Here is a 25,156-nt window from a genome sequence, read left to right as displayed (position 1 = left end):
CCGCCGGGCCCAGGAGCGCACCTTGACCAGCACAGCGAACGCACCCGCGTCAGGCGGTGGAAACCCGGCTCAGCCCGACCACCTCGGCCACGTCATCTTCATCACCGCGGCCGCTGCCATGGGCGGTTTCCTCTTCGGCTACGACAGCTCCGTCATCAACGGCGCGGTGGAGGCCATCCGCGACCGCTTCGACGTCGGCTCGGCGGCGCTCGCCCAGGTGATCGCCGCGGCGCTGATCGGCTGCGCCATCGGTGCCGCCACCGCGGGCCGCCTCGCCGACCGGATCGGCCGCATCCGCTGCATGCAGATCGCGTCCCTCCTGTTCACGGCGAGCGCCATCGGTTCGGCCCTGCCGTTCGCCCTCTGGGACCTCGCCATGTGGCGTGTGATCGGCGGCTTCGGCATCGGCATGGCCTCCGTCATCGGCCCCGCCTACATCGCCGAGGTCTCCCCGCCCGCCTACCGCGGCCGGCTCGCCTCCTTCCAGCAGGCGGCCATCGTCATCGGCATCGCCGTCTCGCAGTTGGTCAACTGGGCCATCCTCAACCTCGCGGGCGGCGACCAGCGCGGTGAGATCGGCGGGCTCGAAGCCTGGCAGTGGATGCTCGGCGTGATGGTCGTGCCGGCCGTGATCTACGGCCTGCTGTCCTTCGTCATCCCCGAGTCCCCGCGCTTCCTCGTCTCGGTCGGCCGCACGGAGAAGGCCAAGGAGGTCCTGCGCGAGGTCGAGGGCTCGGGCATCGACGCCGACGCCCGTATCCGCGAGATCGACCACTCCATGCGCTCCGAGGTGAAGTCCACCTTCAAGGACCTGCTCGGCGGCCGCTTCGGCTTCCTGCCCATCGTCTGGATCGGCATCGGCCTCTCGGTCTTCCAGCAGCTGGTCGGCATCAATGTGATCTTCTACTACAGCTCCTCGCTGTGGCAGTCGGTCGGCATCGACGCGAGCTCCTCGTTCCTGTACTCCTTCGAGACCTCGGTCGTGAACATCATCGGTACGGTCATCGCGATGATCTTCGTGGACCGGCTCGGTCGCAAGCCCCTCGCCCTCATCGGCTCCGTGGGCATGGCGCTGTCGCTGGGCACGGCAGCCTGGGCCTTCTCGTTCAAGACCGGAACCGGCGACGACATCTCGCTGCCGCACGCGCAGGGCATCACCGCCCTGGTCGCGGCCAACCTCTTCGTCCTCTTCTTCGCCCTCTCCTGGGGCGTGGTGGTCTGGGTGCTGCTGGGCGAGATGTTCCCCGGCCGTATCCGCGCCGCCGCCCTCGGCGTGGCCGCCGCCGCGCAGTGGATCGCCAACTGGGTCATCACCGTCACGTTCCCGTCGCTCTCCGACTGGAACCTCTCGGGCGCCTACATGATCTACACGTTCTTCGCCCTGCTCTCGATCCCCTTCATCCTCAAATGGGTGCCGGAGACCAAGGGCAAGGCGCTGGAGGAGATGGGGTAACCACCCCCGCCAACGCCCCTTCTCCTCGATACTGCCCCGGCTCAGTCCTTGAGCCGGGGCAGTACCTGTTCGCACAGCAGGTGCAGGCTGCGCCAGCCCTCGTCCAGCGGCATCCCGCCGCACAGCGGGTGCAGGACCAGGTTCCCCGCCTCGCCCGTGGCCCGGCCGTACGCGACGGCCTCGTCCGGGGTGAGGATCCGGTACACCCCCTCCGCGCGCAGCTCGGCCACCGAGCGCGCGGCCGACCGTACGGCGCTGCGGATGTCCTTGGACTGCCAGGACGCGTACATGCCCGCCTCGTGCAGGAAGCGCTCGCCGTGCTCGGCCCAGACCCGGTCCGGGTCCTCCGCGATGTGCAGCAGCGGGGTCTCGGCCGCCGGCATCATGCAGAAGCCCTCCGTGCCGTACTCCGCCAGCCGCGCGGTGTAGTACGCCTCCAGCTCCGGCAGGTGCGCGCTGGGGAAGAAGGGCAGCCCCAGCCGGGCGGCGCGGCGGGCCGCGGCCTCGGAGCTGCCACCGACCAGGAGCAGCGGGTGCGGCCGGGTGAACGGCGTCGGGGTGACCCGTACCGTGCGGCCGCGGAATTCGAACGGCTCGCCGGTCCACGCCTTCAGCAGGGTCTCCAGCAGCTCGTCCTGGAGCCGGCCGCGCCGGCCCCACTCCACGCCGTGCTGCTCGTACTCCTCGGGCCGGTAGCCGATGCCCGCGACCGTCACCAGGCGGCCGCCGCTCAGCAGGTCGAGGACGGCGATGTCCTCGGCGACCTTCAGCGGGTCGTACAGCGGGCCGATGATCGCCGAGACGGTGACCGCGATCCGGCGGGTCGCGCCGAAGACCGCGCCCGCGAAGGCGAAGGGCGAGGGCAGCCAGTTGTTGTCGGTGCCGTGGTGCTCCTCGGTCTGGACGGTGTCGATCCCGCGGTCGTCCGCGTACCGGGCCATCTCCAGGGCCGCCTTGTAGCGGGCGGAGAGGGACTCGGGGGTGCCGTTCGGGTCGACGAGATTGAACCGGGCCACGGTGATGGGCATGGAGAAGTCCCCCTTCGCCGGAGGTGGGTGGGCGGGCGAAGGGGGACGTTAGCTGACGTTGCGTCAGTTGGACAGGGATCCGGCGGGCTCGCGCTCCCCGGCCGGGGCGGGTGCCGCCGGCGCCGTGCGCGGCAGTACGGCGTACAGCACGCCGGAGGTCACGATGCCCGCCACCCAGCCCAGGCCGTTGCGGCCGATCCAGGTCCCGGCGAGCGGCCCGGCGAACCAGTCGACCTCGGTGAACAGCAGCCCCACCAGCAGGGCCAGGGCCCAGGCGGTCATCGCCTGCCAGGCGAAGCCGCCCTTGTACCAGTAGGCGCTGGTCCGCGTGGTGTCCAGCAGCGCGGGGCCGTCGTAGGTCGTGCGGCGCAGCATGTCCACGCCGAAGACGCCGATCCACGCGGAGAAGGCCACGGCCAGCAGGGTCAGGAAGGAGATGAACGAGCCGAAGAAGCTGGTCGCGACCACCATCAGCAGGAAGCCGAAGACCAGGCTGATGAGCGCGTTGACGCTCACGGCGGCGGCCCGCGGGACCTTGATCCCCAGGGTCTGCGCGGTGAAGCCGGCCGAGTACATGGACATCGAGTTGATCAGCAGCATGCCGACGACCGCGATGAGCAGGTACGGGACCGCGATCCAGGTCGGGAGCAGTTCGCCGATGAAGGACAGCGGGTCCTGGGCCGAGGCCAGGTCCGGGGTGCCGACGGCCATGACCGCGCCCATCAGGACCATCGGGAGCACGACCACGCCGGCGCCGCCGATCGTCGCGCCGACCATGCCCTTGGAGGAGGCGGTGCGCGGCAGGTAGCGGGTGAAGTCGGGGCCCGAGGGCACCCAGCTGATCCCGCCGGCCGCGATCGTGCCGATGCCCGCGATCATCATCGCGCTGGAGCCGGCCGGCTTGCCGAAGACGGCGGACCAGTCGGTGGTGAAGAGCAGGTACCCGAGGACGAGCACGCTGAAGGCGCCGAAGAGGTACGTGGACCAGGTGGAGCAGACGCGCAGCGCGTTGATGCCCAGACCCGAGACCACGAAGGTGCAGCCCACGAAGAACACCAGGGTCACGACGATGAGCGGGGTACTGCTGCGGACCCCGAACAGCAGGTCGAGCACGGTCAGCACGGCGTAGGCGCCGCTGACCGCGTTGATGGTCTCCCACCCCCAGCGGGCCACCCAGATCAGGGCGCCCGGGAAGAGGTTGCCGCGCTGCCCGAACACCGCCCGGGACAGGGCCATGCCGGGCGCGCCGCCGCGCTTGCCCGCGATGGATATCAGGCCGACGAGCCCGTACGAGAGCACCGGCGCGGCGACCGCGACGACGAGCACCTGCCAGATGTTGAGCTTGTTGAAGATCACCAGTCCCGCGCCCATGGTCAGCAGCAGCACGCTGATGTTGGCGGCGACCCAGGTGGGAACGAGCTCGCGGACCCGGCCGGTGCGCTCGCCGTCCGGAACGGGTTCCAGACCGCGGGTCTCGATCGCGGTTTCGGCTGCGCCGTCGGCAGGCTCGGCAGACATACGGGTGCTCCGTCGGGGAGGTTATGAGGGGAAGTCGTTCATCATCATGGATGTACCGCTAAAAGCACAAACAGAGGCTTACGTCCTGGTCCGCGCGCCCAGGTTCCCGGCTCCGGCGTGGCCGTGGCCGATACTGGGGGAGTTATGGACATCCTCATCCTTGCTGTAGTCATCGCCCTGGTCGCGGTCGGTGTGATCAGCGGGCTCGTGGTCAGCAGCCGCAAGAAGAAGCAGCTGCCGCCGCCGGCACCGCCGAGCACGCCGACCATCACTGCCCCGCCTGCCGAGCCGCAGGTGGGGGAGGACGCCGTAGAGACGGCGGAAGAGCCGCGCCGCACGATCGAGGAGGTCGGGCTCCCGGAGGCCGAGGCTCCCGCCCCGGCGCCGGTGGTCGAGCCGGAGGCCCCGGCCGCACCCGAGATCGAGGTGCCCGAGCCCACCGCCGGGCGGCTGGTCCGGCTGCGCGCCCGCCTCGCCCGGTCGCAGAACTCCCTCGGCAAGGGGCTGCTCACGCTGCTCTCGCGCGAGCACCTCGACGAGGACACCTGGGAGGAGATCGAGGAGACCCTCCTCGTCGCCGACGTCGGCGTCGTGCCGACCCAGGAGCTCGTCGACCGGCTCCGCGAGCGGGTCAAGGTGCTCGGCACCCGGACCCCGGCGGACCTGCGGGCCCTGCTCAAGGAGGAGTTGCTGACCCTGGTCGGCACCGACCTCGACCGCGTCGTGAAGACGGAGAGCGGCGAGGACACCCCCGGCGTGATCATGGTCGTCGGTGTCAACGGCACCGGTAAGACCACCACCACCGGCAAGCTGGCCCGGGTGCTCGTCGCCGACGGCCGCAGCGTGGTGCTCGGCGCGGCCGACACCTTCCGCGCCGCCGCCGCCGACCAGCTCCAGACCTGGGGCGAGCGCGTCGGCGCCCGTACGGTACGCGGCCCCGAGGGCGGCGACCCGGCCTCGATCGCCTACGACGCGGTCAAGGAGGGCATCGCCGAGGGCGCCGACGTGGTGCTCATCGACACCGCCGGTCGCCTGCACACCAAGACCGGCCTGATGGACGAGCTCGGCAAGGTCAAGCGGGTCGTGGAGAAGCACGGTCCGCTCGACGAGATCCTGCTGGTCCTGGACGCCACCACCGGGCAGAACGGCCTGACCCAGGCCCGTGTCTTCGCCGAGGTCGTGGACATCACCGGCATCGTGCTGACCAAGCTCGACGGCACCGCCAAGGGCGGCATCGTCATCGCCGTCCAGCGCGAACTGGGCGTCCCGGTCAAGCTCATCGGTCTCGGTGAGGGCCCGGACGACCTGGCGCCGTTCGTGCCGGAGGCGTTCGTGGACGCCCTGATCGGCGACTGAGAGCGGCCCTGACGGACACCGATGCCCCCGCGTTCCGGTCGGAACGCGGGGGCATCGTCATGCCGTCGTGGGCGTCGTCGGGTCCGCCTCAGGCCCTAGCGGCGCAGGCGGTGGCAGATGTAGGCGAGGGTCCCCAGCAGCAGCCTGGCCTGCGGCGGGCCGCCGGCGGAGTCGAGCGCGGGCGGCCGCAGCCAACCGACCTGGCCCAGCCCGGCGCGGTCGGAGGGCGGCGCCGTCACGAAGGCGCCGTGGCCCAGGGCGCGCAGGTCGAGATCGGCGTCGTCCCAGCCCATCCGGTACAGCAGCTGAGGCAGTTCGGCCGCCGCCCCCGGGGCCACGAAGAACTGCGCCCGGCCGTCGGCGGTGACGATGACCGGGCCGAGCGGCAGCCCCATCCGCTCCAGCCGCACCAGCGCACGCCGCCCGGCCTCCTCGGAGACCTCGATGACGTCGAAGAAGCGGCCCACGGGGAGCAGCACGGCGGCGCCCGGGTACTCGCTCCAGGCCTGGGTGACCTCGTCGAGGGTGGCCCCGGCCGGGACCGTGGGGGCGAACGCCAGGGGGTGCGCGCCGGGTTCGGGGCACCGGGCGTCCCCGCAGGAGCAGTCGCGGGCGGGTGCTGCGGCGCGGGCGCCGGGGACCACGTCCCAGCCCCACAACCCGGTGCACTCCGCCACCGCCGTGCACTCCGAGGTCCGGCCGCGCCGCCGGGTGCCGGAGCGGAACTCCTTGGTGCTGCGGCTGCCGCCGATCGTGAAGCCCATGCCCATGCCCCCTCCAACGGGTCGGACGTGCCGGTGGTTACGAAGCAGGTGCGACGAGCTCGACGGGACCTCTGCCGGCAGCCCCGCCGCGGGGTGTCCTGCGACGCCGCCCGGCGCACTCCTCGCCGCGCGCGCCCCGAGCGCACTCCAGTCCACCGATCCGCTTTCACCTCGGTGTCAAGTGAATCGCGCCTGGCGGGTGGCTAGTTCATTCGAAGGGGTGGCGAATGGTGGCGTTTCTGGAATCGACCTCGCCGCAGGGGTGATCGTAGGATTACTTTCGGTACACGAAACCGAAGGCGACCCATCCGTGGGTATGCCGGAGGCAATATGTGAAGGACCTGTGAAGGTCCCTGGTGACGCACGCCGTCCCGGCCAAGGTTTCGTGTGGAAGAGGCTGAGCGGATGGGGGCGTTCCAGTGAGCGGCAACGGCGCAAGCGGAACGAACGAGGATGCTGTTGCGCGCAACGACCAGCTGACCTCGTGGTTCGTCCGCAGCGGTTGGTCCAAGGGCGAACTCGCCCGGCAGGTCAACCGTCGGGCGCGCCAGATGGGTGCCCACCACATCAGCACGGACACCTCCCGGGTGCGCCGCTGGCTCGACGGTGAACAGCCCCGCGAGCCCGTCCCGCGCATCCTGTCCGAGCTGTTCTCCGAGCGCTTCGGCTCCGTCGTCGCCATCGAGCAGCTCGGCCTGCGCACCGCCCACCAGACCCCCTCCGTCTCCGGGGTCGACCTGCCCTGGGCCGGTCCGCAGACCGTCGAGCTCCTCGGCGAGTTCTCCCGCAGCGACCTGATGCTGGCGCGCCGCGGCTTCCTCGGGCCCTCGCTCGCCCTCTCCGCAGGCCCCGCCCTGATCGAGCCCATGCAGCGCTGGCTCGTCCCGGCCCCGGCCGCCGACCCGGGACCGCGCGGGGCGGGGCCGACGGGGGCCCTCGGCGGCCACCGCCCGCCCCGGCTCTCCGATCCGGAACTCGACCTCCTCGACGCCACCACCGTCATGTTCCGCCAGTGGGACGCCCAGTGCGGCGGCGGACTGCGCCGCAAGGCCGTCGTGGGCCAGCTCCACGAGGTCACCGACCTGCTCCAGGAGAACCACCCGGCCCCGGTCATGAAGCGGCTTTTCAAGGTCGCCGCCGAACTCGCCGAACTGGCCGGCTGGATGAGCTACGACATCGGCCTGCACCCCACCGCGCAGAAGTACTTCGTGCTCGCCCTGCACGCCGCCAAGGAGGCCGGTGACAAGCCCCTCGGCTCGTACATCCTCTCGGGCATGAGCCGCCAGATGATCCACCTGGGGCGCCCCGAGGACGCGCTGGAACTGGTCCACCTCGCGCAGTACGGCAGTCGCGACTGCGCCGGCCCGCGCACCCAGGCCATGCTGTATGCGATGGAGGCCCGCGCGTACGCCAACATGGGCCAGCCCAGCCGCTGCAAGCGGGCCGTGCGGATGGCCGAGGACACCTTCTCCGACGTCGGCTTCGCGGGCGAGCCCGAACCCGACTGGATCCGCTTCTTCTCCGAGGCCGAGCTGAACGGCGAGAACTCCCACTCGTACCGGGACCTGGCCTATGTGGCCGGGCGCAGCCCCATGTACGCCTCCCTCGCCGAGCCCGTCATGGAGCGGGCCGTCGAGCTCTTCGAGAAGGACGAGGAGCACCAGCGCTCCTACGCCCTCAACCTCATCGGCATGGCCACCGTTCACCTGCTCCAGCGCGAGCCCGAGCAGGCCGCCGTCCTCGTCGACCGAGCCCTCGACGTGGCGGGAAAGGTGCGGTCCGAACGGGTGAACACCCGTCTGCGCAAGACCGTGGACGCCGCCGCCCGTGAGTACGGCGACGTCGCCGAGGTGGTCCGGCTCACCGACCACCTCGCCTCCCGGCTCCCCGAAGCCGCGGAGGCCGTCTGACGGCCCACGCGGCCGCCCCCGAAGCCCCGGCCGCGGCAGTCACCCCGTGAAGCCCGATCAGGCTCCCCCAGCCAGGACATCCGGGTCACTGCCGCGGCCGGCTTTCGTGATCCACCTGTTCATTGACGCGTAACACGCCCGCCCTCTTCGTCACGGGCGCGAAACACCGAGCGGCGCCGCCGGAAACCGGCCTGCGCGAATCTCAGGGTCATTAACCGGCCGGCCTCCCCAGCCAGGCCGGACACCCCGTTTTACGCCGCTCAGGTTTTCACGATCGCCCGCACGCGAACGTACCGACGACGAGGAGACGCCGATGGCATCAGCCATCACGACCCTCGCGGCAGACGCCCCGACGCTGTCTGCCGCGAACACCGGGTTCATGCTCATCTGCTCCGCCCTGGTCATGCTGATGACCCCGGGACTCGCCTTCTTCTACGGAGGCATGGTCCGCGTCAAGAGCAGCCTCAACATGCTGATGATGAGCTTCATCAGCCTCGGGATCGTCACGATCCTGTGGGTCCTCTACGGCTTCAGCCTCGCCTTCGGCACCGACTCCGGCTCCCTCATCGGCTGGAACTCCGACTACGTCGGCCTCAGCGGCATCGGGATCACCGAGCTGTGGGACGGCTACACCATCCCGGTCTACGTCTTCGCCGTCTTCCAGCTGATGTTCGCCGTGATCACCCCGGCCCTGATCAGCGGCGCGCTCGCCGACCGCGTGAAGTTCGGCGCCTGGGTCCTGTTCACCGCCCTGTGGGTCACCGTCGTCTACTTCCCCGTCGCCCACTGGGTCTGGGGCGCCGGCGGCTGGCTCTTCGAGCTCGGCGTCATCGACTTCGCGGGCGGTACCGCGGTCCACATCAACGCGGGTGCGGCCGCCCTCGGCGTGATCCTGGTCATCGGCAAGCGCGTCGGCTTCAAGAAGGACCCGATGCGCCCGCACAGCCTCCCGCTCGTGATGCTCGGCGCCGGTCTCCTGTGGTTCGGCTGGTTCGGCTTCAACGCGGGCTCCTGGCTCGGCAACGACGACGGCGTCGGCGCGGTCATGTTCGTCAACACCCAGGTCGCCACCGCCGCCGCCATGCTCGCCTGGCTCGGCTACGAGAAGCTGCGCCACGGCTCCTTCACCACCCTGGGCGCCGCCTCCGGCGCGGTCGCCGGCCTCGTCGCGATCACCCCCTCGGGCGGTGCCGTCAGCCCGCTCGGCGCGATCGCCGTCGGCGCGATCGCCGGTCTGCTGTGCGCCATGGCCGTGGGCCTGAAGTACAAGTTCGGCTACGACGACTCCCTCGACGTGATCGGCGTCCACCTCGTCGGCGGTGTCGTCGGCTCCCTGCTCGTCGGCCTCTTCGCCACCGGTGGGGTCCAGTCCGACGTGGCCGGTCTCTTCTACGGCGGCGGTCTGGAACAGCTCGGCAAGCAGGCCATCGGGGTCTTCGCCGTCCTCGCCTACTCTCTGGTGGCATCGGCGCTCCTCGCCTTCCTCCTCGACAAGACGATCGGGATGCGGGTCTCCGAGGACGACGAGGTCGCCGGCATCGACCAGGTCGAGCACGCCGAGACGGCCTACGACTTCAGCGGAGCCGGCGGCGGAGCCGCCTCGCGGAGCACCGCTGCCCCCGCCCCCTCCGCCGCGAGCAAGAAGGTCGACGCATGAAGCTGATCACCGCGATCGTCAAGCCCCACAAGCTGGACGAGATCAAGGAAGCCCTCCAGGCCTTCGGAGTCCAGGGACTCACGGTCACCGAGGCCAGCGGCTACGGCCGCCAGCGCGGCCACACCGAGGTCTACCGCGGCGCCGAGTACCAGGTCGACCTCGTCCCCAAGATCCGCATCGAGGTCCTGGTCGACGACTCCGACGCCGAGGAACTGATCCGGGTGATCGTGAGCGCGGCGGCCACCGGAAAGATCGGTGACGGCAAGGTGTGGAGCGTCCCCGTGGACTCCGTCGTACGGGTCCGCACCGGCGAGCGCGGCGCTGACGCGCTCTAGCTGACAGGAGCCCTGGGTGACGAGCGTCGAAGAGAACACGGACCACACGGCCGACTCGGGACCCAGCGGATACGCCGCGGCCCGGCTGCGACTCCTCCAGGAGGAGTCGCGGTCCGGGCCTTCGCGCCGTTCCGCCCTGGCCGGGCTGACCGACCAATGGCTGAACGCCCTGTTCACGAACGCCGTACGGGAGACGGGCGTCCGCGGTGCCACGCTGGTGGCCGTCGGCGGCTACGGGCGCGCCGAACTCTCCCCGCGCAGCGACCTCGACCTGGTGCTGCTGCACGACGGCAAGGCCGAGCCGCGGGCGCTCGGCGCCCTCGCCGACCGCCTCTGGTACCCGGTGTGGGACCTGGGCCTCGCCCTGGACCACTCGGTACGGACCCCCGGCGAGGCCCGCCGGACCGCCGCCGAGGACCTCAAGGCGCACCTCGGCCTGCTGGACGCCCGCACCGTCGCCGGGGACGCCGGACTCCTCGCCGGCCTGCGCACCTCCGTACTGGCCGACTGGCGCAACCAGGCGGCCGAGCGGCTTCCGGAACTGCACTCCCTGTGCCGCGAGCGGGCCGAGCGGGCCGGCGAACTGCGCTTCCTGCTCGAACCCGACCTCAAGGAGGCCCGCGGGGGACTGCGCGACGCCACCGCGCTGCGGGCGGTCGCCGCGTCCTGGCTGGCCGACGCCCCGCGCGAGGGCCTCGCCGAGGCCCGGCGCCGGCTCCTCGACGCCCGGGACGCCCTGCACCTGGTCACCGGCCGGGCCACCGACCGGCTCTCCCTCCAGGAACAGGACCAGGTCGCCGGCCGGCTCGGACTCCTCGACGCGGACGCGCTGCTGCGCGAGGTGTACGAGGCCGCACGGGTCGTCGCCTACGCCGGCGACGTGACCTGGCGGGAGGTGGGCCGCGTCCTACGCGCCCGCGCCGCCCGGCCCCGGCTCCGCGGACTGCTGGGCAGCCGCGGCGACCGGGTACCCCCGCGGGCACCCCTCGCCGAGGGCGTGGTGGAGTCCGACGGCGAGGCCGTGCTGGCCCTGGCCGCGCGCCCCGACCGCGATCCCGTCCTCGCCCTGCGCTTCGGCGCGGCCGCCGCGCAGGCGGGTCTGCCCGTCTCCCTGCACGCCGTACGCAGACTCGCGGCGCAGGGCAAACCGCTCCCGGTGCCTTGGCCGGCCGAGGCCCGCGAGCAACTGCTGACCCTGCTGGGAGCGGGGGAGCCCACAGTGGCCGTCTGGGAGGCCCTGGAGGCCGAAGGCCTGATCACCCGGCTGCTCCCGGACTGGGAGCGGGTGCGCTGCCGCCCCCAGCGCAATCCCGTCCACACCTGGACCGTGGACCGGCACCTGATCGAGACGGCGGTACGGGCCTCCGCCCTCACCCGCCGGGTCGGCCGCCCCGACCTGCTGCTGATGGCCGCGCTCCTGCACGACATCGGCAAGGGCTGGCCGGGCGACCACTCGGTGGCCGGCGAGACCATCGCCCGCGACGTCGCCGCCCGCGTCGGCTTCGACCCGCACGACGTCGCCGTCCTCGGAGCGCTCGTACGGCACCACCTGCTGCTGATCGAGACCGCCACCCGGCGCGACCTGGACGACCCGGCCACCGTCCGCGCGGTCGCCGACGCCGTGGGCTCGGTGGGCACGCTGGAGATACTGCACGCCCTGACCGAGGCGGACGCCCTGGCCACCGGGCCGGCCGCGTGGAGCGCCTGGCGCGGATCCCTCGTGGCGGACCTCGTCGCGCGGGTCGCCGCCGTACTGCGCGGCACGACCCCGGCGGCCGGCGAACCGGAGATCCCGACCACCGAACAGGAACGCCTGGCCGTCGAGGCCCTGCGCACCGGTGAACCGGTCCTGGCGCTCCAGGCCCGCCAGGAGGAGGACGCGGTCGGCGTGGACCTCGTCGTCGCCGTCCCCGACCAGCCGGGGGTCCTCCCGGCCGTGGCCGGGGTGCTGGCCCTGCACCGGCTCACGGTGCGGGCCGCCGATCTGCGTTCCATGGAGCTCCCGGACCGACTCGGTGAGGTTCTGGTGCTGAGCTGGCGGGTGGCCGCGGAGTACGGCGCGCTGCCGCAGGCCGCCCGGCTCCGTACCGACCTGGTCCGCGCCCTGGACGGCTCGCTGGACGTCCCGGCGAAGCTCGCCGACCGCGAGGCGGCCTACCCGCGCCGGCGCGGGGTGGTCCCGCCGCCGCCCCGGGTCACCGTGGTACCGGACGTCTCCGCCCTGGCCACGGTCCTGGAGGTGCGCGCACCGGACGCCGTGGGCCTGCTGCACCGGATCGGCCGGGCGCTGGAGTCCGGGGGCGTCCGGGTCCGCAGCGCGCACGTCTCCACGCTGGGTGCGAACGCGGTGGACACGCTGTACGTGACCACCCCCGAGGGCAAGCCGCTGGACCCCGCGGACGCGACCGCCCTCGCCGGGCTGGTGGCGGCAGCCCTGTCCTAGCGGGGGCGCCGGTGAGGCCGGATCTTCCGGCCTCACCGACGTTCGGGGCGCGGGGTCCGGGGCGGAGCCCCGGGAAACGGCGAAAGGGCGGGGCGGGGAGAGGCTCCGCGCGGCGGCGGCCCCGCACCAGGAGCAGGCAGGTCCCCGAACGGGGGAAGGGCCCGATACCCTGGGGGACGACCACAACGCCCCCGACCCGAGGAATCGCGACCACCGTGTTCGATACGCTCTCCGACCGCTTGGCGAATACCTTCAAGGGCCTGCGCGGCAAAGGCCGGCTGTCCGAGGCTGACATCGACTCCGCGGCCCGGGAAATCCGTATCGCGCTCCTTGAGGCCGACGTCGCCCTCCCGGTCGTCCGCTCCTTCATCGCGAACGTCAAGGAACGCGCGCGCGGTGAGGAGGTCAGCAAGGCCCTGAACCCGGGCCAGCAGGTCCTGAAGATCGTCAACGACGAGCTCGTGACGATCCTGGGCGGCGAGACCCGGCGGCTGCGGTTCGCCAAGACCGCCCCCACCGTGATCATGCTGGCCGGTCTCCAGGGTGCCGGTAAGACCACCCTCGCCGGAAAGCTCGGCCTCTGGCTGAAGGGGCAGGGCCACGCCCCGCTGCTGGTCGCGTGCGACCTCCAGCGTCCCAACGCCGTCAACCAGCTGAGCGTCGTCGCCGAGCGCGCCGGCGTGGCCGTGTACGCGCCCCAGCCCGGCAACGGCGTCGGCGACCCGGTCCAGGTCGCGAAGGACTCCGTCGAGTACGCGCGGACCAAGCAGTTCGACATCGTCATCGTCGACACCGCCGGCCGCCTCGGCATCGACTCCGAGCTGATGCAGCAGGCCGCGGACATCCGTGACGCCGTCAGCCCCGACGAGATCCTCTTCGTCGTCGACGCCATGATCGGCCAGGACGCGGTCAACACCGCGGAGGCCTTCCGCGACGGCGTCGGCTTCGACGGCGTCGTGCTCTCCAAGCTCGACGGTGACGCCCGAGGCGGTGCCGCGCTCTCCATCGCGCACGTCACCGGCAAGCAGATCATGTTCGCCTCGAACGGCGAGAAGCTCGACGAGTTCGACGCGTTCCACCCCGACCGCATGGCGGGCCGGATCCTCGACATGGGTGACATGCTCACCCTGATCGAGCAGGCCGAGAAGACCTTCTCGCAGGCCGAGGCCGAGAAGATGGCGGCCAAGCTCGCCAAGGGGCCCAAGGAGTTCACGCTCGACGACTTCCTGGCCCAGATGGAGCAGGTCCGCAAGATGGGCTCCATCTCCAAGCTGCTCGGCATGCTGCCCGGCATGGGGCAGATCAAGGACCAGATCAACAACATCGACGAGCGCGACGTCGACCGCATGGCCGCGATCATCAAGTCGATGACCCCGGGCGAGCGCCAGGACCCGACGATCATCAACGGCTCGCGCCGCGCCCGTATCGCCAAGGGTTCCGGTGCCGAGGTCAGCGCGGTCAAGTCGCTGGTCGAGCGGTTCTTCGACGCCCGCAAGATGATGTCCCGCATGGCCCAGGGCGGCGGCATGCCGGGCATGCCCGGCATCCCCGGGATGGGCGGCGGCCCCGGTCGGCAGAAGAAGCAGGTCAAGCAGGCCAAGGGCAAGCGCAAGAGCGGCAACCCGATGAAGCGCAAGGAAGAGGAGGCCGCTGCCGCGGCCCGCCGGGAGCAGGGCCCGCAGGCGATCGAGCCCGCAGCCGGCGGCAACCCCTTCGGCCTTCCGACGGGCGGCCAGAACGGCGGGGACTTCGACCTGCCGGACGAGTTCAAGAAGTTCATGAAGTAGCACCCGCGCACGTGGGTGATCCGGGCCCCGGCCGTGTTCGCACGGTCGGGGCCCTGCTGTTCTCCGCCGGCGCGATGGCCGGATTTATCCCTTATGGTCGGCCGGGAGGATGGCAGAAGGAGGCGCCCCGTGCCCAGCCCCACCCCCGTACCTCCCCGCGACAGGGCCGACACGCCATGGCGCTCGGAAGGCGCACCGCCCGCCGCCGCGCCGAAGCGGCGGATGCCCGGCGGCTGGCGGGGGCTGATCCTCACCGCGCTGATCGTCTACCTGCTGGCCAACCTGGTGCTCTCGTTCTTCAACGAGGGGGACGAGCCGACGATCTCGTACACCGAGTTCAGCAAGCAGGTCGCCGCCGGCAACGTCTCGAAGATCTACTCCAAGGGCGACGCCATCCAGGGCGAGCTCAAGGCGAAGCAGCCACTGCCCGACGGCGACAAGGGCGACTACACCAAGTTCGTCACCCAGCGCCCGGCCTTCGCCGACGACGCGCTGTGGGCCGACCTCACCAAGCAGAACGTCACCGTCACCGCCTCCCCGGTCGTCGTGCAGCGCAGCTTCCTCGCCAACCTGTTGCTCTCCCTCGCCCCGATGCTGCTGCTGGTCCTCCTGTGGGTGGTCATCGCCCGCCGGATGGGATCCGGGGCGGGCGGCATGGGCGCGCTGGGGCGCAAGGCCCCGCCCAAGCCGGTGGAGCTGCAGACGGGCTCCCGCCGCACCACCTTCGAGGACGTGGCGGGCATCGACGAGGTCGAAGGGGAGCTCAACGACGTCGTCGACTTCCTCAAGAACCCGCAGGAGTACCGGAAGATGGGCGCCCGGATGCCCGGCGGAGTCCTGCTGTCCGGTCCGCCCGGCACCGGTAAGACCCTGCTGGCGCGGGCGGTCGCGGGCGAGGCAGGGGTGCCCTTCTTCTCCGCCTCCGCCTCCGAGTTCATCGAGATGATCGTCGGGGTCGGCGCCTCCCGGGTGCGCGAACTGTTCACCGAGGCGCGCAAGGTGGCCCCCGCCATCATCTTCATCGACGAGATCGACACCATCGGGCGGGCCCGCGGCGGCGGCAACGCCATGGGCGGCCACGACGAACGCGAACAGACCCTCAACCAGATCCTCACCGAGATGGACGGCTTCTCCGGCTCGGAGGGCGTGATCGTGCTCGCGGCCACCAACCGCGCGGACGTGCTGGACCCGGCGCTCACCCGGCCCGGCCGCTTCGACCGCATGGTGGTCGTCTCCCCGCCCGACCGGGTCGGCCGCGAGGCCATCCTGCGCATCCACACCCGCGACATCCCGCTCGCCGAGGGCGTCGACCTGGGACACGTGGCCCGCACCACCCCCGGGATGACCGGCGCGGACCTGGCCAACCTGGCGAACGAGGCCGCGCTGCTGGCCGTCAAACGCCGACAGACGCAGGTGACCGGGGCGGACCTGTCCGACGCCTTGGAGAAGGTCCAACTGGGCGCCGAGCGCCCCCTGGTCATGCCGGAGGAGGAGCGCCGCCGCACCGCCTACCACGAGAGCGGCCACGCCCTGCTGGGCATGCTCCAGCCGGGCGCCGACCCGGTCCGCAAGATCACCATCGTGCCCCGCGGCCGCGCGCTGGGCGTCACCCTCTCGACCCCGGACGCCGACCGCTACGCCTACACCGAGCCGTACCTGCGCGGCCGCATCATCGGCGCGCTCGGCGGCATGGCGGCCGAGCACGTCGTCTACGACGTCATCACCACCGGCGCCGAGAACGACCTGGAGCAGGTGACCAACATCGTCCGCGGCATGGTCGGCCGCTGGGGCATGAGCGAACGGATCGGCCGCCTCACCGCGATCCCCTCCGACGGACAGGGCCCCTACGGACTCTCCGCCGCCCCCGCCACCCTCGACGCGGTCGACCACGAGATGCGGCGCATCGTGGACGAGTGCTACCTGGAGGCCTGCCGCCTGCTGCGCGAGCACCGGCCGCAGTTGGACGCCCTGGCGGAGGCCCTCCTCGCCAACGAGACCCTGGACGAACCGGCCGCCTACGCCGCCGCGGGCATCGCGCGGCTGACGAAGGGGCACGGCACCGACTGAGGAGCGGGAACCGCCGTCAGTCCACCCGGGCGATCACGTACCGGAAGATGTTCGGCAGCCACACGGCGCCGTCCGGTCGCTCGAACGGGTGAAGCGCCTCGGCCAGCTCCTTCTCCGCCAGTACGGAATCGGCCGGTTCGAAGGGCGCGGCGCAGGCCGCTCCGCCGGGCCCGTCGCCCGCACCGGGGTAGAGGCCGGTCGACAGCAGCCCGCGTACCGCGCTGTCCACGTCCGCGTACCCGAACGGGCAGAACACCCGCCCGGAACCGTCCGGCCGCAGCCCGGCCCCCTCCACCAGCGCGTCCAGGTCGCGCGGCGCGGGCCCGCCGCCGAGGACCGAGGGCACCGTGCAGCGCTCCGCGGGGCCCCAGTCGGCCAGCACCACCGCCCCGCCGCGGCGGACCGCGGGCAGGGCCGCCGCCAGAGCCGCGGGGGCCGGGGAGAAGGCGAGCAGGGCGTCGTACGGGCGCGGCGGGGCCTGCGGCCCCGGCGGAGCCGCCAGGACCTCCAGCAGCCGTTCACGGGCCAGGGCCCGCCGGGCCGGATCCGCCTCCACACCCGTGGCCACGGCTCCCCGCCCGGCCGCGAGCAGCAGGGCCAGGCCGGCCCCGCAGTCCAGGCCGAGCAGCCGGTCTCCCGGCCCGACCTCCAACCGGTCGTAGACCGCTTCGTACAGCGGCACGAGCATCCGTTCCTGGATCTCCGCCCAGTCCCGGGCTACGAGCGTCGCCGTCGGCGTCGGTGTCATCGAAAGAGCGCTCCTGATTCCGTCTCGCCCCCTTGCCCCCGTTGCCAGAGAACTCCCCATTCGCCCCCGCGTCCAGAGGAGCGCGCCACCCGATTCACGCATCGTGTGCCGGGCGCCGTACGATTCGCGGCATGGCAAAGGCACCCGTTCTCACCCCGCAGGCGGAGGATTTCCCCCGCTGGTACCAGGATCTGATCAACAAGGCCGAGCTGGCCGACAACGGTCCGGTCCGAGGCACCATGGTCATCCGACCGTACGGCTACGGCCTGTGGGAGCGGATGCAGCAGGAGATGGACGCGCGCATCAAGGACGCGGGCGCCCAGAACGCGTACTTCCCGCTGTTCATCCCGCAGTCGTACCTGACGAAGGAAGCCGAGCACGTCGAGGGCTTCGCCCCCGAGCTCGCGGTCGTCACGCACGGCGGCGGCAAGGAGCTGGAAGAGCCGGTCGTCGTCCGGCCCACCTCCGAGACGATCATCAACGACTACTTCTCCAAGTGGGTCCAGAGCTACCGCGACCTGCCCCTGCTGATCAACCAGTGGGCCAACGTGGTCCGCTGGGAGATGCGCCCGCGCGTGTTCCTCCGTACGAGCGAGTTCCTCTGGCAGGAGGGCCACACCGCCCACGCCACCTACGAGGACGCCCGTGACTACGCCGCCCGCATCCACACGGACGTCTACGGCGACTTCATGACGAACGTGCTCGGCATCGACGTCGTGCTCGGCCGCAAGACCGCCAAGGAGCGCTTCGCCGGCGCCATCAACACCCTCACCCTTGAGGGCATGATGGGCGACGGCAAGGCCCTGCAGCTGGGTACGAGCCACGAGCTCGGCACCAACTTCGCCAAGGCCTTCAACACCCAGTACCTGTCGAAGGAAGGCAAGCAGGAGCTCGTCTGGCAGACCTCGTGGGGCGTCTCGACCCGCATGGTCGGCGGCCTGATCATGTCCCACGGCGACGACAACGGCCTGCGGGTCCCGCCGCGCCTGGCCCACGTCCAGGTCGTCGTCATGGCGATCAAGGGCGACGAGGCCGTGGCCAAGGTCCGCGAGCTGGGTGCCCAGCTGAAGGCCGCCGGCCTGCGGGTGCAGGTCGACGACCGCGTCGACACCCCCTTCGGCCGCCGCGCCGTGGACTGGGAGCTCAAGGGCGTACCGGTCCGCATCGAGATCGGCCCCCGCGACCTGGAGGCCGGCACCGCGATGCTGGCCCGCCGGATCCCGGGCGGCAAGACCCCCGTGCAGATCGACGCCCTGGCCGACCTGCTGCCCAAGGTGCTCGACGAGGACCAGGCGCAGCTGCTGCGGGAGTCCCGCGAGCGCCGGCTGGCCCGTACGTCCGACGTCGCGACCATCGGGGAGGCTGCCGAGGCCGCCGTCGCCGGTGGCTGGGCGCGGATCCCGTGGGCGGACCTCGGCCCCGAGGGCGAGGCGAAGCTGGCCGAGCAGGCCGTCTCCGTGCGCTGCCTGATCGCCGAGGACGGGTCGGTCCCGGAGGCGGACGACGCCCCCGGTACGCTCGCGATCGTCGCGCGCTCGTACTGATCGGGCCCACCGGCTCGTGTGCCCCGGCGTGCGGCTCGTGCCGCGCGCCGGGGCCGGTTCATGTCGGCCGACCGGGGTCCACCCGGTCGATTTGGTCGACGTTACGTACCGACTCCTCCTGAGATCGGCGCACCCGTCCTCGTCAGGACGCATGAGTGTGAACTGACTGGTACGTGCAAAAAATTTGGAATGGCCCGGAATCGGAACACCCGGGCACCTCGGCTCGTTGTCACGACGTGAGCACGACACCACCTGTTCTTGCCGCAGAGCTGGCGCAGGCGTGGGCCGATATTCAGCGGTACCACCCCGAGCTGCCTGACCTTGCCGCGCCCGAGTCCCTGATCGGAGAGTCCTCGTCCGCCTGCGGCGCCGAACTCTCCTTCGAGCGACTGCTGCACGAGGCAGTCCACGGCATCGCCGCCGCCCGCGGTGTCCGTGACACCTCGCGCGCCGGCCGCTACCACAACCGCAGATTCCTTGCGATCGCCGAGGAAATGGGGCTGGACCACTCCGAGGAGCCACACGCGAGCAGCGGCTTCTCCTTGGTCACGCTCAATCCGGAGGCGAAGCGGCGCTACCGGCCCACCATGGAGCGACTGCAGCGCGCGCTGAAGGCGCACACGGCCGCGACCGCGGCCGACACCAAGCGCAGCTTCCGGGGACCGGCCGCCCGGCACGGCTCCTCCGGCGGCGGCGTGCGCGTCAAGGCGGTCTGCGACTGCGGGCGCAACGTACGGGTCGTCCCCTCCGTGCTGGCCCAGGCGCCGATCGTGTGCGGCGGCTGCATGAAGCCCTTCCGGATCCCCGACGTGGCCATCGCGGCGGCCTCCTGACCGCCTTCCCCGCCGCCGCCGGAGCCACCGCCCCATGGCGAGGCGGGCGCCGGGCCGTCGCCCCCACCGGGGCGGCCGCCGCCGGCGCGCGTGGGTGACCCGTACCGCCGTACCCCCGGCGGGCACCGGTCCTGCCCGCCCGGCTGAGCGCGCCGCAGGCGTATGGCACAATGGCTAGCTGTACTCGACAGTCGCATAGGACCCCTCTCTCCTCCGGCTGACGCGTCCATCGGGCACCCGAGTACCGCAACCCCACGTGGCATCTCATGTGCCCAACCACGTCAAGTTCAGGAGACACCACTCCAGTGGCAGTCAAGATCAAGCTCAAGCGCCTCGGCAAGATTCGCCAGCCGCACTACCGCATCGTCGTCGCCGACGCCCGTACCCGTCGGGACGGTCGCGCGATCGAAGAGATCGGTATCTACCACCCGACCTACAACCCGTCGCGCATCGAGGTCAACGCCGAGCGTGCGCAGTACTGGCTGTCCGTCGGCGCCCAGCCCACCGAGGCTGTGCTCGCCATCCTGAAGCTGACCGGTGACTGGCAGGCCCACAAGGGCCTCCCCGCCCCCGCGCCGCTCCTGCAGCCGGAGACGAAGGAGAGCAAGCGTCGCTCCTTCGACGAGTTCGCCAAGGCCCTCGAGGGCATCGGCGAGGGCAAGGGCGAGGCCATCACGCAGAAGGCCAAGAAGGCTGACAAGAAGGCGGACGAGGCTGAGGCCGCCGCCGAGTCGACCGAGGCCTGAGCATGCTCGAGGAGGCTCTTGAGCACCTCGTGAAGGGCATTGTGGACAACCCCGACGAAGTGCAGGTCGCCTCGCGCAACCTGCGCCGCGGGCAGGTGCTGGAGGTCCGGGTTCACCCCGACGACCTCGGCAAGGTGATCGGCCGTAACGGCCGCACCGCGCGTGCCCTGCGTACCGTCGTGGGCGCCATCGGCGGCCGCGGGATCCGCGTCGACCTCGTCGACGTGGACCAGGTCCGCTGAGCAGTTGATTCACCGGCACGGGCCGGGGAGGGCGTTGGTCGCCCGCCCCGGCCCGTGTCGTTTCTGCCCCCGGGCAGGAGCGACCATTGATGTGAGCAACCACGCCGCAGTAAGGGAAGAGCACAGTGGAGTTGGTAGTCGCGCGGATCGGCCGCGCCCACGGCATCAAGGGTGAGGTCACCGTCGAGGTGCGCACCGACGAGCCGGAGCTGCGACTGAGTCCCGGCGCCGTGCTCAGGACGGAGCCCGCGACGGCGGGACCGCTGACGATCGAGACGGGCCGCGTGCACAGCGGGCGGCTGCTGCTCCGCTTCGCGGGCGTCAAGGACCGCACCGGAGCCGAGGCGCTGCGCAACATCCTCCTGATCGCCGAGGTGGACCCGGCGGAGCTCCCGGAGGAGCCCGACGAGTACTACGACCACCAGCTGATGGACCTGGACGTGGTGCTGGAGGACGGCACCGAGATCGGCCGGATCACCGAGATCTCCCACCTGCCCTCGCAGGACCTCTTCATCGTCGAGCGGCCGGACGGCACCGAGGTGATGATCCCCTTCGTGGAGGAGATCGTCGCCGAGATCGACCTGGAGGAGCAGCGGTGCGTCATCACCCCGCCGCCGGGACTGATCGACGAGCGTGACGCCGTCGTCGTCTCCAGCCGGGACGAGGACGCCGCGGACGCCGAGGGCGCAGCGCACTCCGGGGACGACGCCTGATGCGTCTGGACGTCGTCACGATCTTCCCCGAGTACCTGGAGCCGCTGAACGTCTCCCTCGTCGGCAAGGCGCGCGCCCGCGGGCAGCTCGACGTACACGTGCACGACCTGCGGGAGTGGACGTACGACCGGCACAACACGGTGGACGACACCCCGTACGGCGGCGGTCCCGGCATGGTCATGAAGACCGAGCCGTGGGGCGAGGCCCTCGACTCCGCGCTGGCCGACGGGTACGAGGCGGGCGCGCACGGCCCCGTCATGGTCGTCCCCACCCCCAGCGGCCGGCCCTTCACCCAGGAGCTGGCCGTCGAGCTCTCCGAGCGGCCCTGGCTGATCTTCACCCCGGCCCGGTACGAGGGCATCGACCGCCGGGTCATGGACGAGTACGCCACGCGCATGCCGGTGTACGAGGTCTCCATCGGCGACTACGTGCTGGCGGGCGGCGAGGCCGCCGTACTGGTGGTCACCGAGGCCGTGGCCCGGCTGCTGCCCGGGGTGCTCGGCAACGCCGAGTCGCACCGCGACGACTCCTTCGCGCCCGGCGAGATGGCGAATCTGCTGGAGGGGCCCGTCTACACCAAGCCCCCGGTGTGGCGCGGCCGCGACATCCCCGAGGTGCTGCTCAGCGGGCACCACGGGAAGATCGCCCGCTGGCGCCGGGACGAGGCCTTCCGTCGGACCGCGCAGAACCGGCCCGACCTGATCGAGCGCTGCGAGGCCGCCGGCTTCGACAAGAAGGACCGGGAGATCCTCTCCGTCCTGGGCTGGCGACCGTCCGCCGACGGCCGATTTTGGCGCAGGGTCGAAGCCGTGGAAGAATAGGCGGCTGCTGTGTGCTCGCGGGCGCCCCTGCCACAGGGGGACCGTCGTCCGTCGGGTCCCGCGGCTCCCGAATTCTCTACGGAAACCCGCATCGGCGACCTGTGGCGTCATGCGAAGAAAGCAGACGAAGAACATGTCTCACCTGCTCGACGGCGTCAACGCCGCCACGCTCCGCTCGGACGTCCCGGCCTTCCGCCCGGGTGACACCATCAACGTGCACGTCCGCGTGATCGAGGGCAACCGCTCCCGTATCCAGCAGTTCAAGGGCGTAGTCATCCGCCGCCAGGGTGCCGGTGTCTCCGAGACCTTCACCGTGCGCAAGGTGTCCTTCAGCGTCGGCGTGGAGCGTACCTTCCCGGTCCACTCCCCGATCTTCGAGAAGATCGAGCTCGTCACCCGCGGTGACGTTCGCCGTGCCAAGCTGTACTACCTCCGTGAGCTCCGCGGCAAGGCCGCGAAGATCAAGGAGAAGCGCGACCGCTGAGGTAACTCCCGGAGTCCGGAGGCGGCCGGATAGGCTCGCCCTTGATGGACACCGAAGCACCTCACACGCAGCGCGGCCACTCGTCCCCCGAAAAGGGGGACGGGCGGTCGCGTTTTGCGTTGTCCCGGGGCGGGCGAACGGCCGGTGGGCCTCCCCTGACCTGGCGCCGTGCCGGCGTGCTCGGGGTGATCTGCACCGTCTTCCTGCTGCTGTTCAGCAACTTCGTGGTCCAGCCCTTCCTGATCCCGAGCCGCTCGATGGAGCCGACGCTCCAGGTCGGGGACCGGGTGCTGGTCAACAAACTGGCGTACCGGTTCGGCGAACAGCCGCGCCGCGGGGACGTGGTGGTCTTCGACGGCACGGGCTCCTTCGTACGCGAACGGCCCGAGGGCAATCCGATCGGTACGGTGCTGCACGGCGCGGCCTCGGCGCTCGGGCTGGCCGAGCCGTCCGACACCGACTTCGTGAAGCGGGTCGTGGGGGTCGGCGGTGACGACGTGGTGTGCTGCGACGCCGGCGGGCGGGTCGCGGTCAACGGCGTGCCGCTGGCGGAGCCGTACCTCCACCCCGCAGACGCGCCCTCGGCGGTGCCCTTCCGGATCGTCGTACCCCTTGGGACCCTCTGGGTCATGGGTGATCATCGTTCCCAGTCCCGGGACTCCCGGGACCACCTGGGGGAGCCGGGCGGGGGGATGGTGCCGGTGGGGAAGGTGATCGGGCGGGCCGACTGGATCGGCTGGCCGCTCTCGCGCTGGGAATCCGTGGGCGGCGGCCATGGGTAGCCGCGGGCGGCCCAAGGGCGGACGGGACTGGGATTTCGAGCCCGAACCCGAGCCGGAGCCCACGCCGCCCCCGCCGATGGTCGGCGGCCGGGTGGAGGGCGGCCGGGCCGAACGGCGCCGGACGGCCCGCAAGGTGCGCCGGCGCCGCCGTACGCGCCGGGCCGGTGAGGTGCCGCTGCTGGTCGTCGTGGCGTTGTGCATCGCCCTGCTGCTCAAGACCTTCCTGGTGCAGGCCTTCTTCATTCCGTCGGGCTCGATGGAGCAGACGATCCGGATCGGCGACCGGGTCCTGGTGGACAAGCTGACGCCGTGGTTCGGCTCCGAGATCGAGCGCGGCGACATCGTCGTGTTCAAGGACCCCGGAGGCTGGCTCAAGGGCGAGGCGGCCCGCCCGCCCAAGGACCCGATCGTGGTCAAGCAGATCAAGCAGGCACTGACCTTCATCGGCCTGCTGCCCTCGGCCGACGAGCAGGACCTGATCAAGCGGGTCATCGGCGTCGGCGGGGACACCGTCAAGTGCTGTGACGGCCAGGGCCGGGTCACCGTCAACGGATCGCCCCTCGATGAGCCGTACGTGAACCCGGGCAACGCTCCTTCGGACAGCACGTTCGAGGTACAGGTGCCGGAGGGCCGGCTCTTCGTGATGGGTGATCACCGCGCGAACTCCTCCGACTCCCGGTTCCACCTCGACGAGGGCTTTCAGGGCACCATCCCCGAAAGCGGGGTGGTCGGGGAGGCCGTCCTGATCGCCTGGCCCTTCGGGCACTGGACCCGGCTGGAGCAGCCGGCGACCTTCCGGATGGTGCCCGATCAGGCACGGCGCGAGGGACGCGGCCGACGACGGCGCCGTCGGGGCACGCCGTTCGCATAGTGTGTCCTCGGTCTCCCGCGCCTTAGGGAACTCCCGCTCGTTAAGGGAGGGGAGGGCCCGTGCCGCATTCGGCGTGGGCGGCAATCGCGAGTGAGGAGTGGATGTGGGGGACGTGGCGGTAGGCGCACGGTCCGGACGCGACGAAGGCGAGGAGCGGCCGGACGACGCCGTCAAGCGCGAGACCGAGGAGGACGGCGATGCCAAGGAGCATGTGCAGCGGTCCTTCTGGAAGGAGCTCCCGCTCCTCATCGGTATCGCCCTGCTGCTGGCCCTGCTGATCAAGACGTTCCTGCTCCAGGCGTTCTCGATCCCGTCCGCCTCGATGCAGAACACCCTGCAGATGGGCGACCGGGTGCTGGTGGACAAGCTGACCCCGTGGTTCGGCTCCGAGCCGGAGCGCGGCGAGGTCGTCGTCTTCCACGACCCGGCGGACTGGCTGTCCGGGCAGCCCACTCCCGAGCCGAACATCTTCCAGCAGGTGCTCAGCAAGATCGGCCTGATGCCGGACGCCTCCGAGAAGGACCTGATCAAGCGGGTCATCGCGGTCGGCGGGGACACGGTCGAGTGCAAGAAGGGGGGACCGGTCGTCGTCAACGGCAAGGAGCTGGACGAGCCGTACATCTACCCCGGCAACACCCCGTGCGACGACCTCCCGTTCGGCCCGATCACCGTGCCCAAGGGCAAGGTCTGGGTCATGGGTGACCACCGGCAGAACTCCGAGGACTCCCGCTACCACCAGCAGGACTCCACCAAGGGCTTCGTCCCCGTGGACAAGGTCGTCGGGCGGGCCGTGGTGGTCGCGTGGCCGGTCACCCGTTGGGCCACCCTGCCGGTCCCGGACACCTTCGACCAGCCGGGCATCGGCAACCAGGCCGCGGCGACCGCGCTCGGTCTCGGGGCCGCCGGACTGGCCCCGGTCGGGCTCGGCCCGGCCGCGCTGGGGCTCGCCGGAGCCGTCCCGCTGGTCATGTGGCGCAGGCGGAAGCCGGCCGGAAGCCGTACCGACGGGTAGGGTGCCGCCCAGGTCGACGATCCCGAAGTGTGTGGGGGCGCT

The 25,156-nt window shown here is 71.4% G+C and carries 22 protein-coding genes; 18 read left to right on the top strand and 4 right to left on the bottom strand.

The genetic code is table 11. The annotated features are described in order from the left end of the window. Positions 1–22: 22 nt before the first annotated feature. On the top strand, positions 23–1,453 hold the full coding sequence (locus ACWG52_RS11170) for a sugar porter family MFS transporter (protein ID WP_375942980.1): 1,431 nt from the start codon (positions 23–25) through the stop codon (positions 1,451–1,453). A 41-nt stretch (positions 1,454–1,494) separates the two neighbouring features. On the opposite strand, the gene ACWG52_RS11165 is transcribed toward ACWG52_RS11170, so the two are convergent. Together ACWG52_RS11165 and ACWG52_RS11160 are read right to left on the bottom strand one after the other, a co-directional pair. Beyond that, positions 1,495–2,481: an LLM class flavin-dependent oxidoreductase gene (locus ACWG52_RS11165; protein ID WP_453128589.1), complete on the bottom strand. Its 987-nt coding sequence runs from the start codon at positions 2,479–2,481 to the stop codon at positions 1,495–1,497. Between the two features lie 63 nt (positions 2,482–2,544). Continuing rightward, positions 2,545–3,999, bottom strand: coding sequence for a cytosine permease (locus ACWG52_RS11160; RefSeq protein WP_389805208.1), 1,455 nt, complete (start codon positions 3,997–3,999; stop codon positions 2,545–2,547). A 144-nt stretch (positions 4,000–4,143) separates the two neighbouring features. Here ACWG52_RS11160 and ftsY point away from each other — a divergent pair, with 144 nt between their 5' ends. Then, entirely contained in the window at positions 4,144–5,355 is a 1,212-nt protein-coding gene (ftsY, locus tag ACWG52_RS11155; protein WP_030718464.1) for a signal recognition particle-docking protein FtsY, read from the top strand. A gap of 95 nt (positions 5,356–5,450) precedes the next feature. On the opposite strand, the gene ACWG52_RS11150 is transcribed toward ftsY, so the two are convergent. Then, the gene (locus tag ACWG52_RS11150; protein WP_328961480.1) at positions 5,451–6,119 is read right to left on the bottom strand and encodes a bifunctional DNA primase/polymerase; all 669 of its coding nucleotides are present in this window, start codon (positions 6,117–6,119) and stop codon (positions 5,451–5,453) included. A gap of 419 nt (positions 6,120–6,538) precedes the next feature. Here ACWG52_RS11150 and nsdA point away from each other — a divergent pair, with 419 nt between their 5' ends. From nsdA to ftsH, 6 genes are all read left to right on the top strand, one after another. Next, positions 6,539–8,029: a transcriptional repressor NsdA gene (gene nsdA / locus ACWG52_RS11145; RefSeq protein ID WP_375945058.1), complete on the top strand. Its 1,491-nt coding sequence runs from the start codon at positions 6,539–6,541 to the stop codon at positions 8,027–8,029. Positions 8,030–8,342: 313 nt separating this feature from the next. Beyond that, positions 8,343–9,686 (top strand): ammonium transporter, encoded by a 1,344-nt coding sequence (locus ACWG52_RS11140; RefSeq protein ID WP_033222904.1) that lies wholly within the window; start codon positions 8,343–8,345, stop codon positions 9,684–9,686. Then, on the top strand, positions 9,683–10,021 hold the full coding sequence (locus ACWG52_RS11135; RefSeq protein ID WP_030009357.1) for a P-II family nitrogen regulator: 339 nt from the start codon (positions 9,683–9,685) through the stop codon (positions 10,019–10,021). The genes ACWG52_RS11140 and ACWG52_RS11135 overlap by 4 nt, the downstream gene beginning before the upstream one ends. 16 nt (positions 10,022–10,037) lie before the next feature. Beyond that, on the top strand, positions 10,038–12,464 hold the full coding sequence (locus tag ACWG52_RS11130) for a [protein-PII] uridylyltransferase (protein WP_390138184.1): 2,427 nt from the start codon (positions 10,038–10,040) through the stop codon (positions 12,462–12,464). 215 nt (positions 12,465–12,679) lie between these two features. Continuing rightward, a complete protein-coding gene (gene ffh / locus ACWG52_RS11125; protein WP_030718477.1) occupies positions 12,680–14,251 on the top strand; it encodes a signal recognition particle protein in 1,572 nt (523 codons plus the stop codon). A gap of 93 nt (positions 14,252–14,344) precedes the next feature. Then, positions 14,345–16,318, top strand: coding sequence for an ATP-dependent zinc metalloprotease FtsH (ftsH, locus tag ACWG52_RS11120; protein ID WP_389805198.1), 1,974 nt, complete (start codon positions 14,345–14,347; stop codon positions 16,316–16,318). A gap of 16 nt (positions 16,319–16,334) precedes the next feature. Here ftsH and ACWG52_RS11115 read toward each other — a convergent pair whose 3' ends face one another. Then, a complete protein-coding gene (locus ACWG52_RS11115; RefSeq protein WP_389805195.1) occupies positions 16,335–17,066 on the bottom strand; it encodes a methyltransferase type 11 in 732 nt (243 codons plus the stop codon). 131 nt (positions 17,067–17,197) lie between these two features. Here ACWG52_RS11115 and proS point away from each other — a divergent pair, with 131 nt between their 5' ends. The 10 genes from proS to lepB (ACWG52_RS11065) all read left to right on the top strand — a co-directional run bounded on the left by proS (position 17,198) and on the right by lepB (ACWG52_RS11065) (position 25,114). Beyond that, a complete protein-coding gene (gene proS, locus ACWG52_RS11110) occupies positions 17,198–18,610 on the top strand; it encodes a proline--tRNA ligase (protein WP_030718486.1) in 1,413 nt (470 codons plus the stop codon). Positions 18,611–18,846: 236 nt separating this feature from the next. Next, complete coding sequence (locus ACWG52_RS11105; RefSeq protein ID WP_030718489.1) at positions 18,847–19,443, top strand: hypothetical protein; 597 nt, start codon at positions 18,847–18,849, stop codon at positions 19,441–19,443. A 305-nt stretch (positions 19,444–19,748) separates the two neighbouring features. Next, positions 19,749–20,189 carry a 30S ribosomal protein S16 gene (gene rpsP, locus ACWG52_RS11100; protein WP_030386406.1) on the top strand — a complete coding sequence of 147 codons (441 nt, stop codon included), beginning with the start codon at positions 19,749–19,751 and terminating at the stop codon, positions 20,187–20,189. A gap of 2 nt (positions 20,190–20,191) precedes the next feature. Beyond that, on the top strand, positions 20,192–20,431 hold the full coding sequence (locus ACWG52_RS11095; RefSeq protein ID WP_030011889.1) for an RNA-binding protein: 240 nt from the start codon (positions 20,192–20,194) through the stop codon (positions 20,429–20,431). Positions 20,432–20,556: 125 nt separating this feature from the next. Next, positions 20,557–21,144: a ribosome maturation factor RimM gene (gene rimM, locus ACWG52_RS11090; RefSeq protein ID WP_389805189.1), complete on the top strand. Its 588-nt coding sequence runs from the start codon at positions 20,557–20,559 to the stop codon at positions 21,142–21,144. Continuing rightward, positions 21,144–21,965: a tRNA (guanosine(37)-N1)-methyltransferase TrmD gene (trmD, locus tag ACWG52_RS11085; RefSeq protein WP_389805186.1), complete on the top strand. Its 822-nt coding sequence runs from the start codon at positions 21,144–21,146 to the stop codon at positions 21,963–21,965. The genes rimM and trmD overlap by 1 nt, the downstream gene beginning before the upstream one ends. A 133-nt stretch (positions 21,966–22,098) precedes the next feature. Next, positions 22,099–22,449 (top strand): 50S ribosomal protein L19, encoded by a 351-nt coding sequence (gene rplS / locus ACWG52_RS11080; RefSeq protein WP_030011886.1) that lies wholly within the window; start codon positions 22,099–22,101, stop codon positions 22,447–22,449. A 44-nt stretch (positions 22,450–22,493) separates the two neighbouring features. Continuing rightward, positions 22,494–23,231, top strand: coding sequence for a signal peptidase I (gene lepB / locus ACWG52_RS11075; protein WP_453128583.1), 738 nt, complete (start codon positions 22,494–22,496; stop codon positions 23,229–23,231). Then, complete coding sequence (gene lepB, locus ACWG52_RS11070) at positions 23,224–24,102, top strand: signal peptidase I (RefSeq protein ID WP_389805180.1); 879 nt, start codon at positions 23,224–23,226, stop codon at positions 24,100–24,102. Before lepB (ACWG52_RS11075) ends, lepB (ACWG52_RS11070) begins: the two co-directional genes overlap by 8 nt. 112 nt (positions 24,103–24,214) lie before the next feature. Continuing rightward, positions 24,215–25,114, top strand: coding sequence for a signal peptidase I (lepB, locus tag ACWG52_RS11065; RefSeq protein WP_389805178.1), 900 nt, complete (start codon positions 24,215–24,217; stop codon positions 25,112–25,114). The last annotated feature ends 42 nt before the right edge of the window (positions 25,115–25,156 follow it).

Source organism: Streptomyces sp. CLCI03, from assembly GCF_053615355.1.
This window is presented reverse-complemented; position numbering and strand designations above follow the sequence as displayed.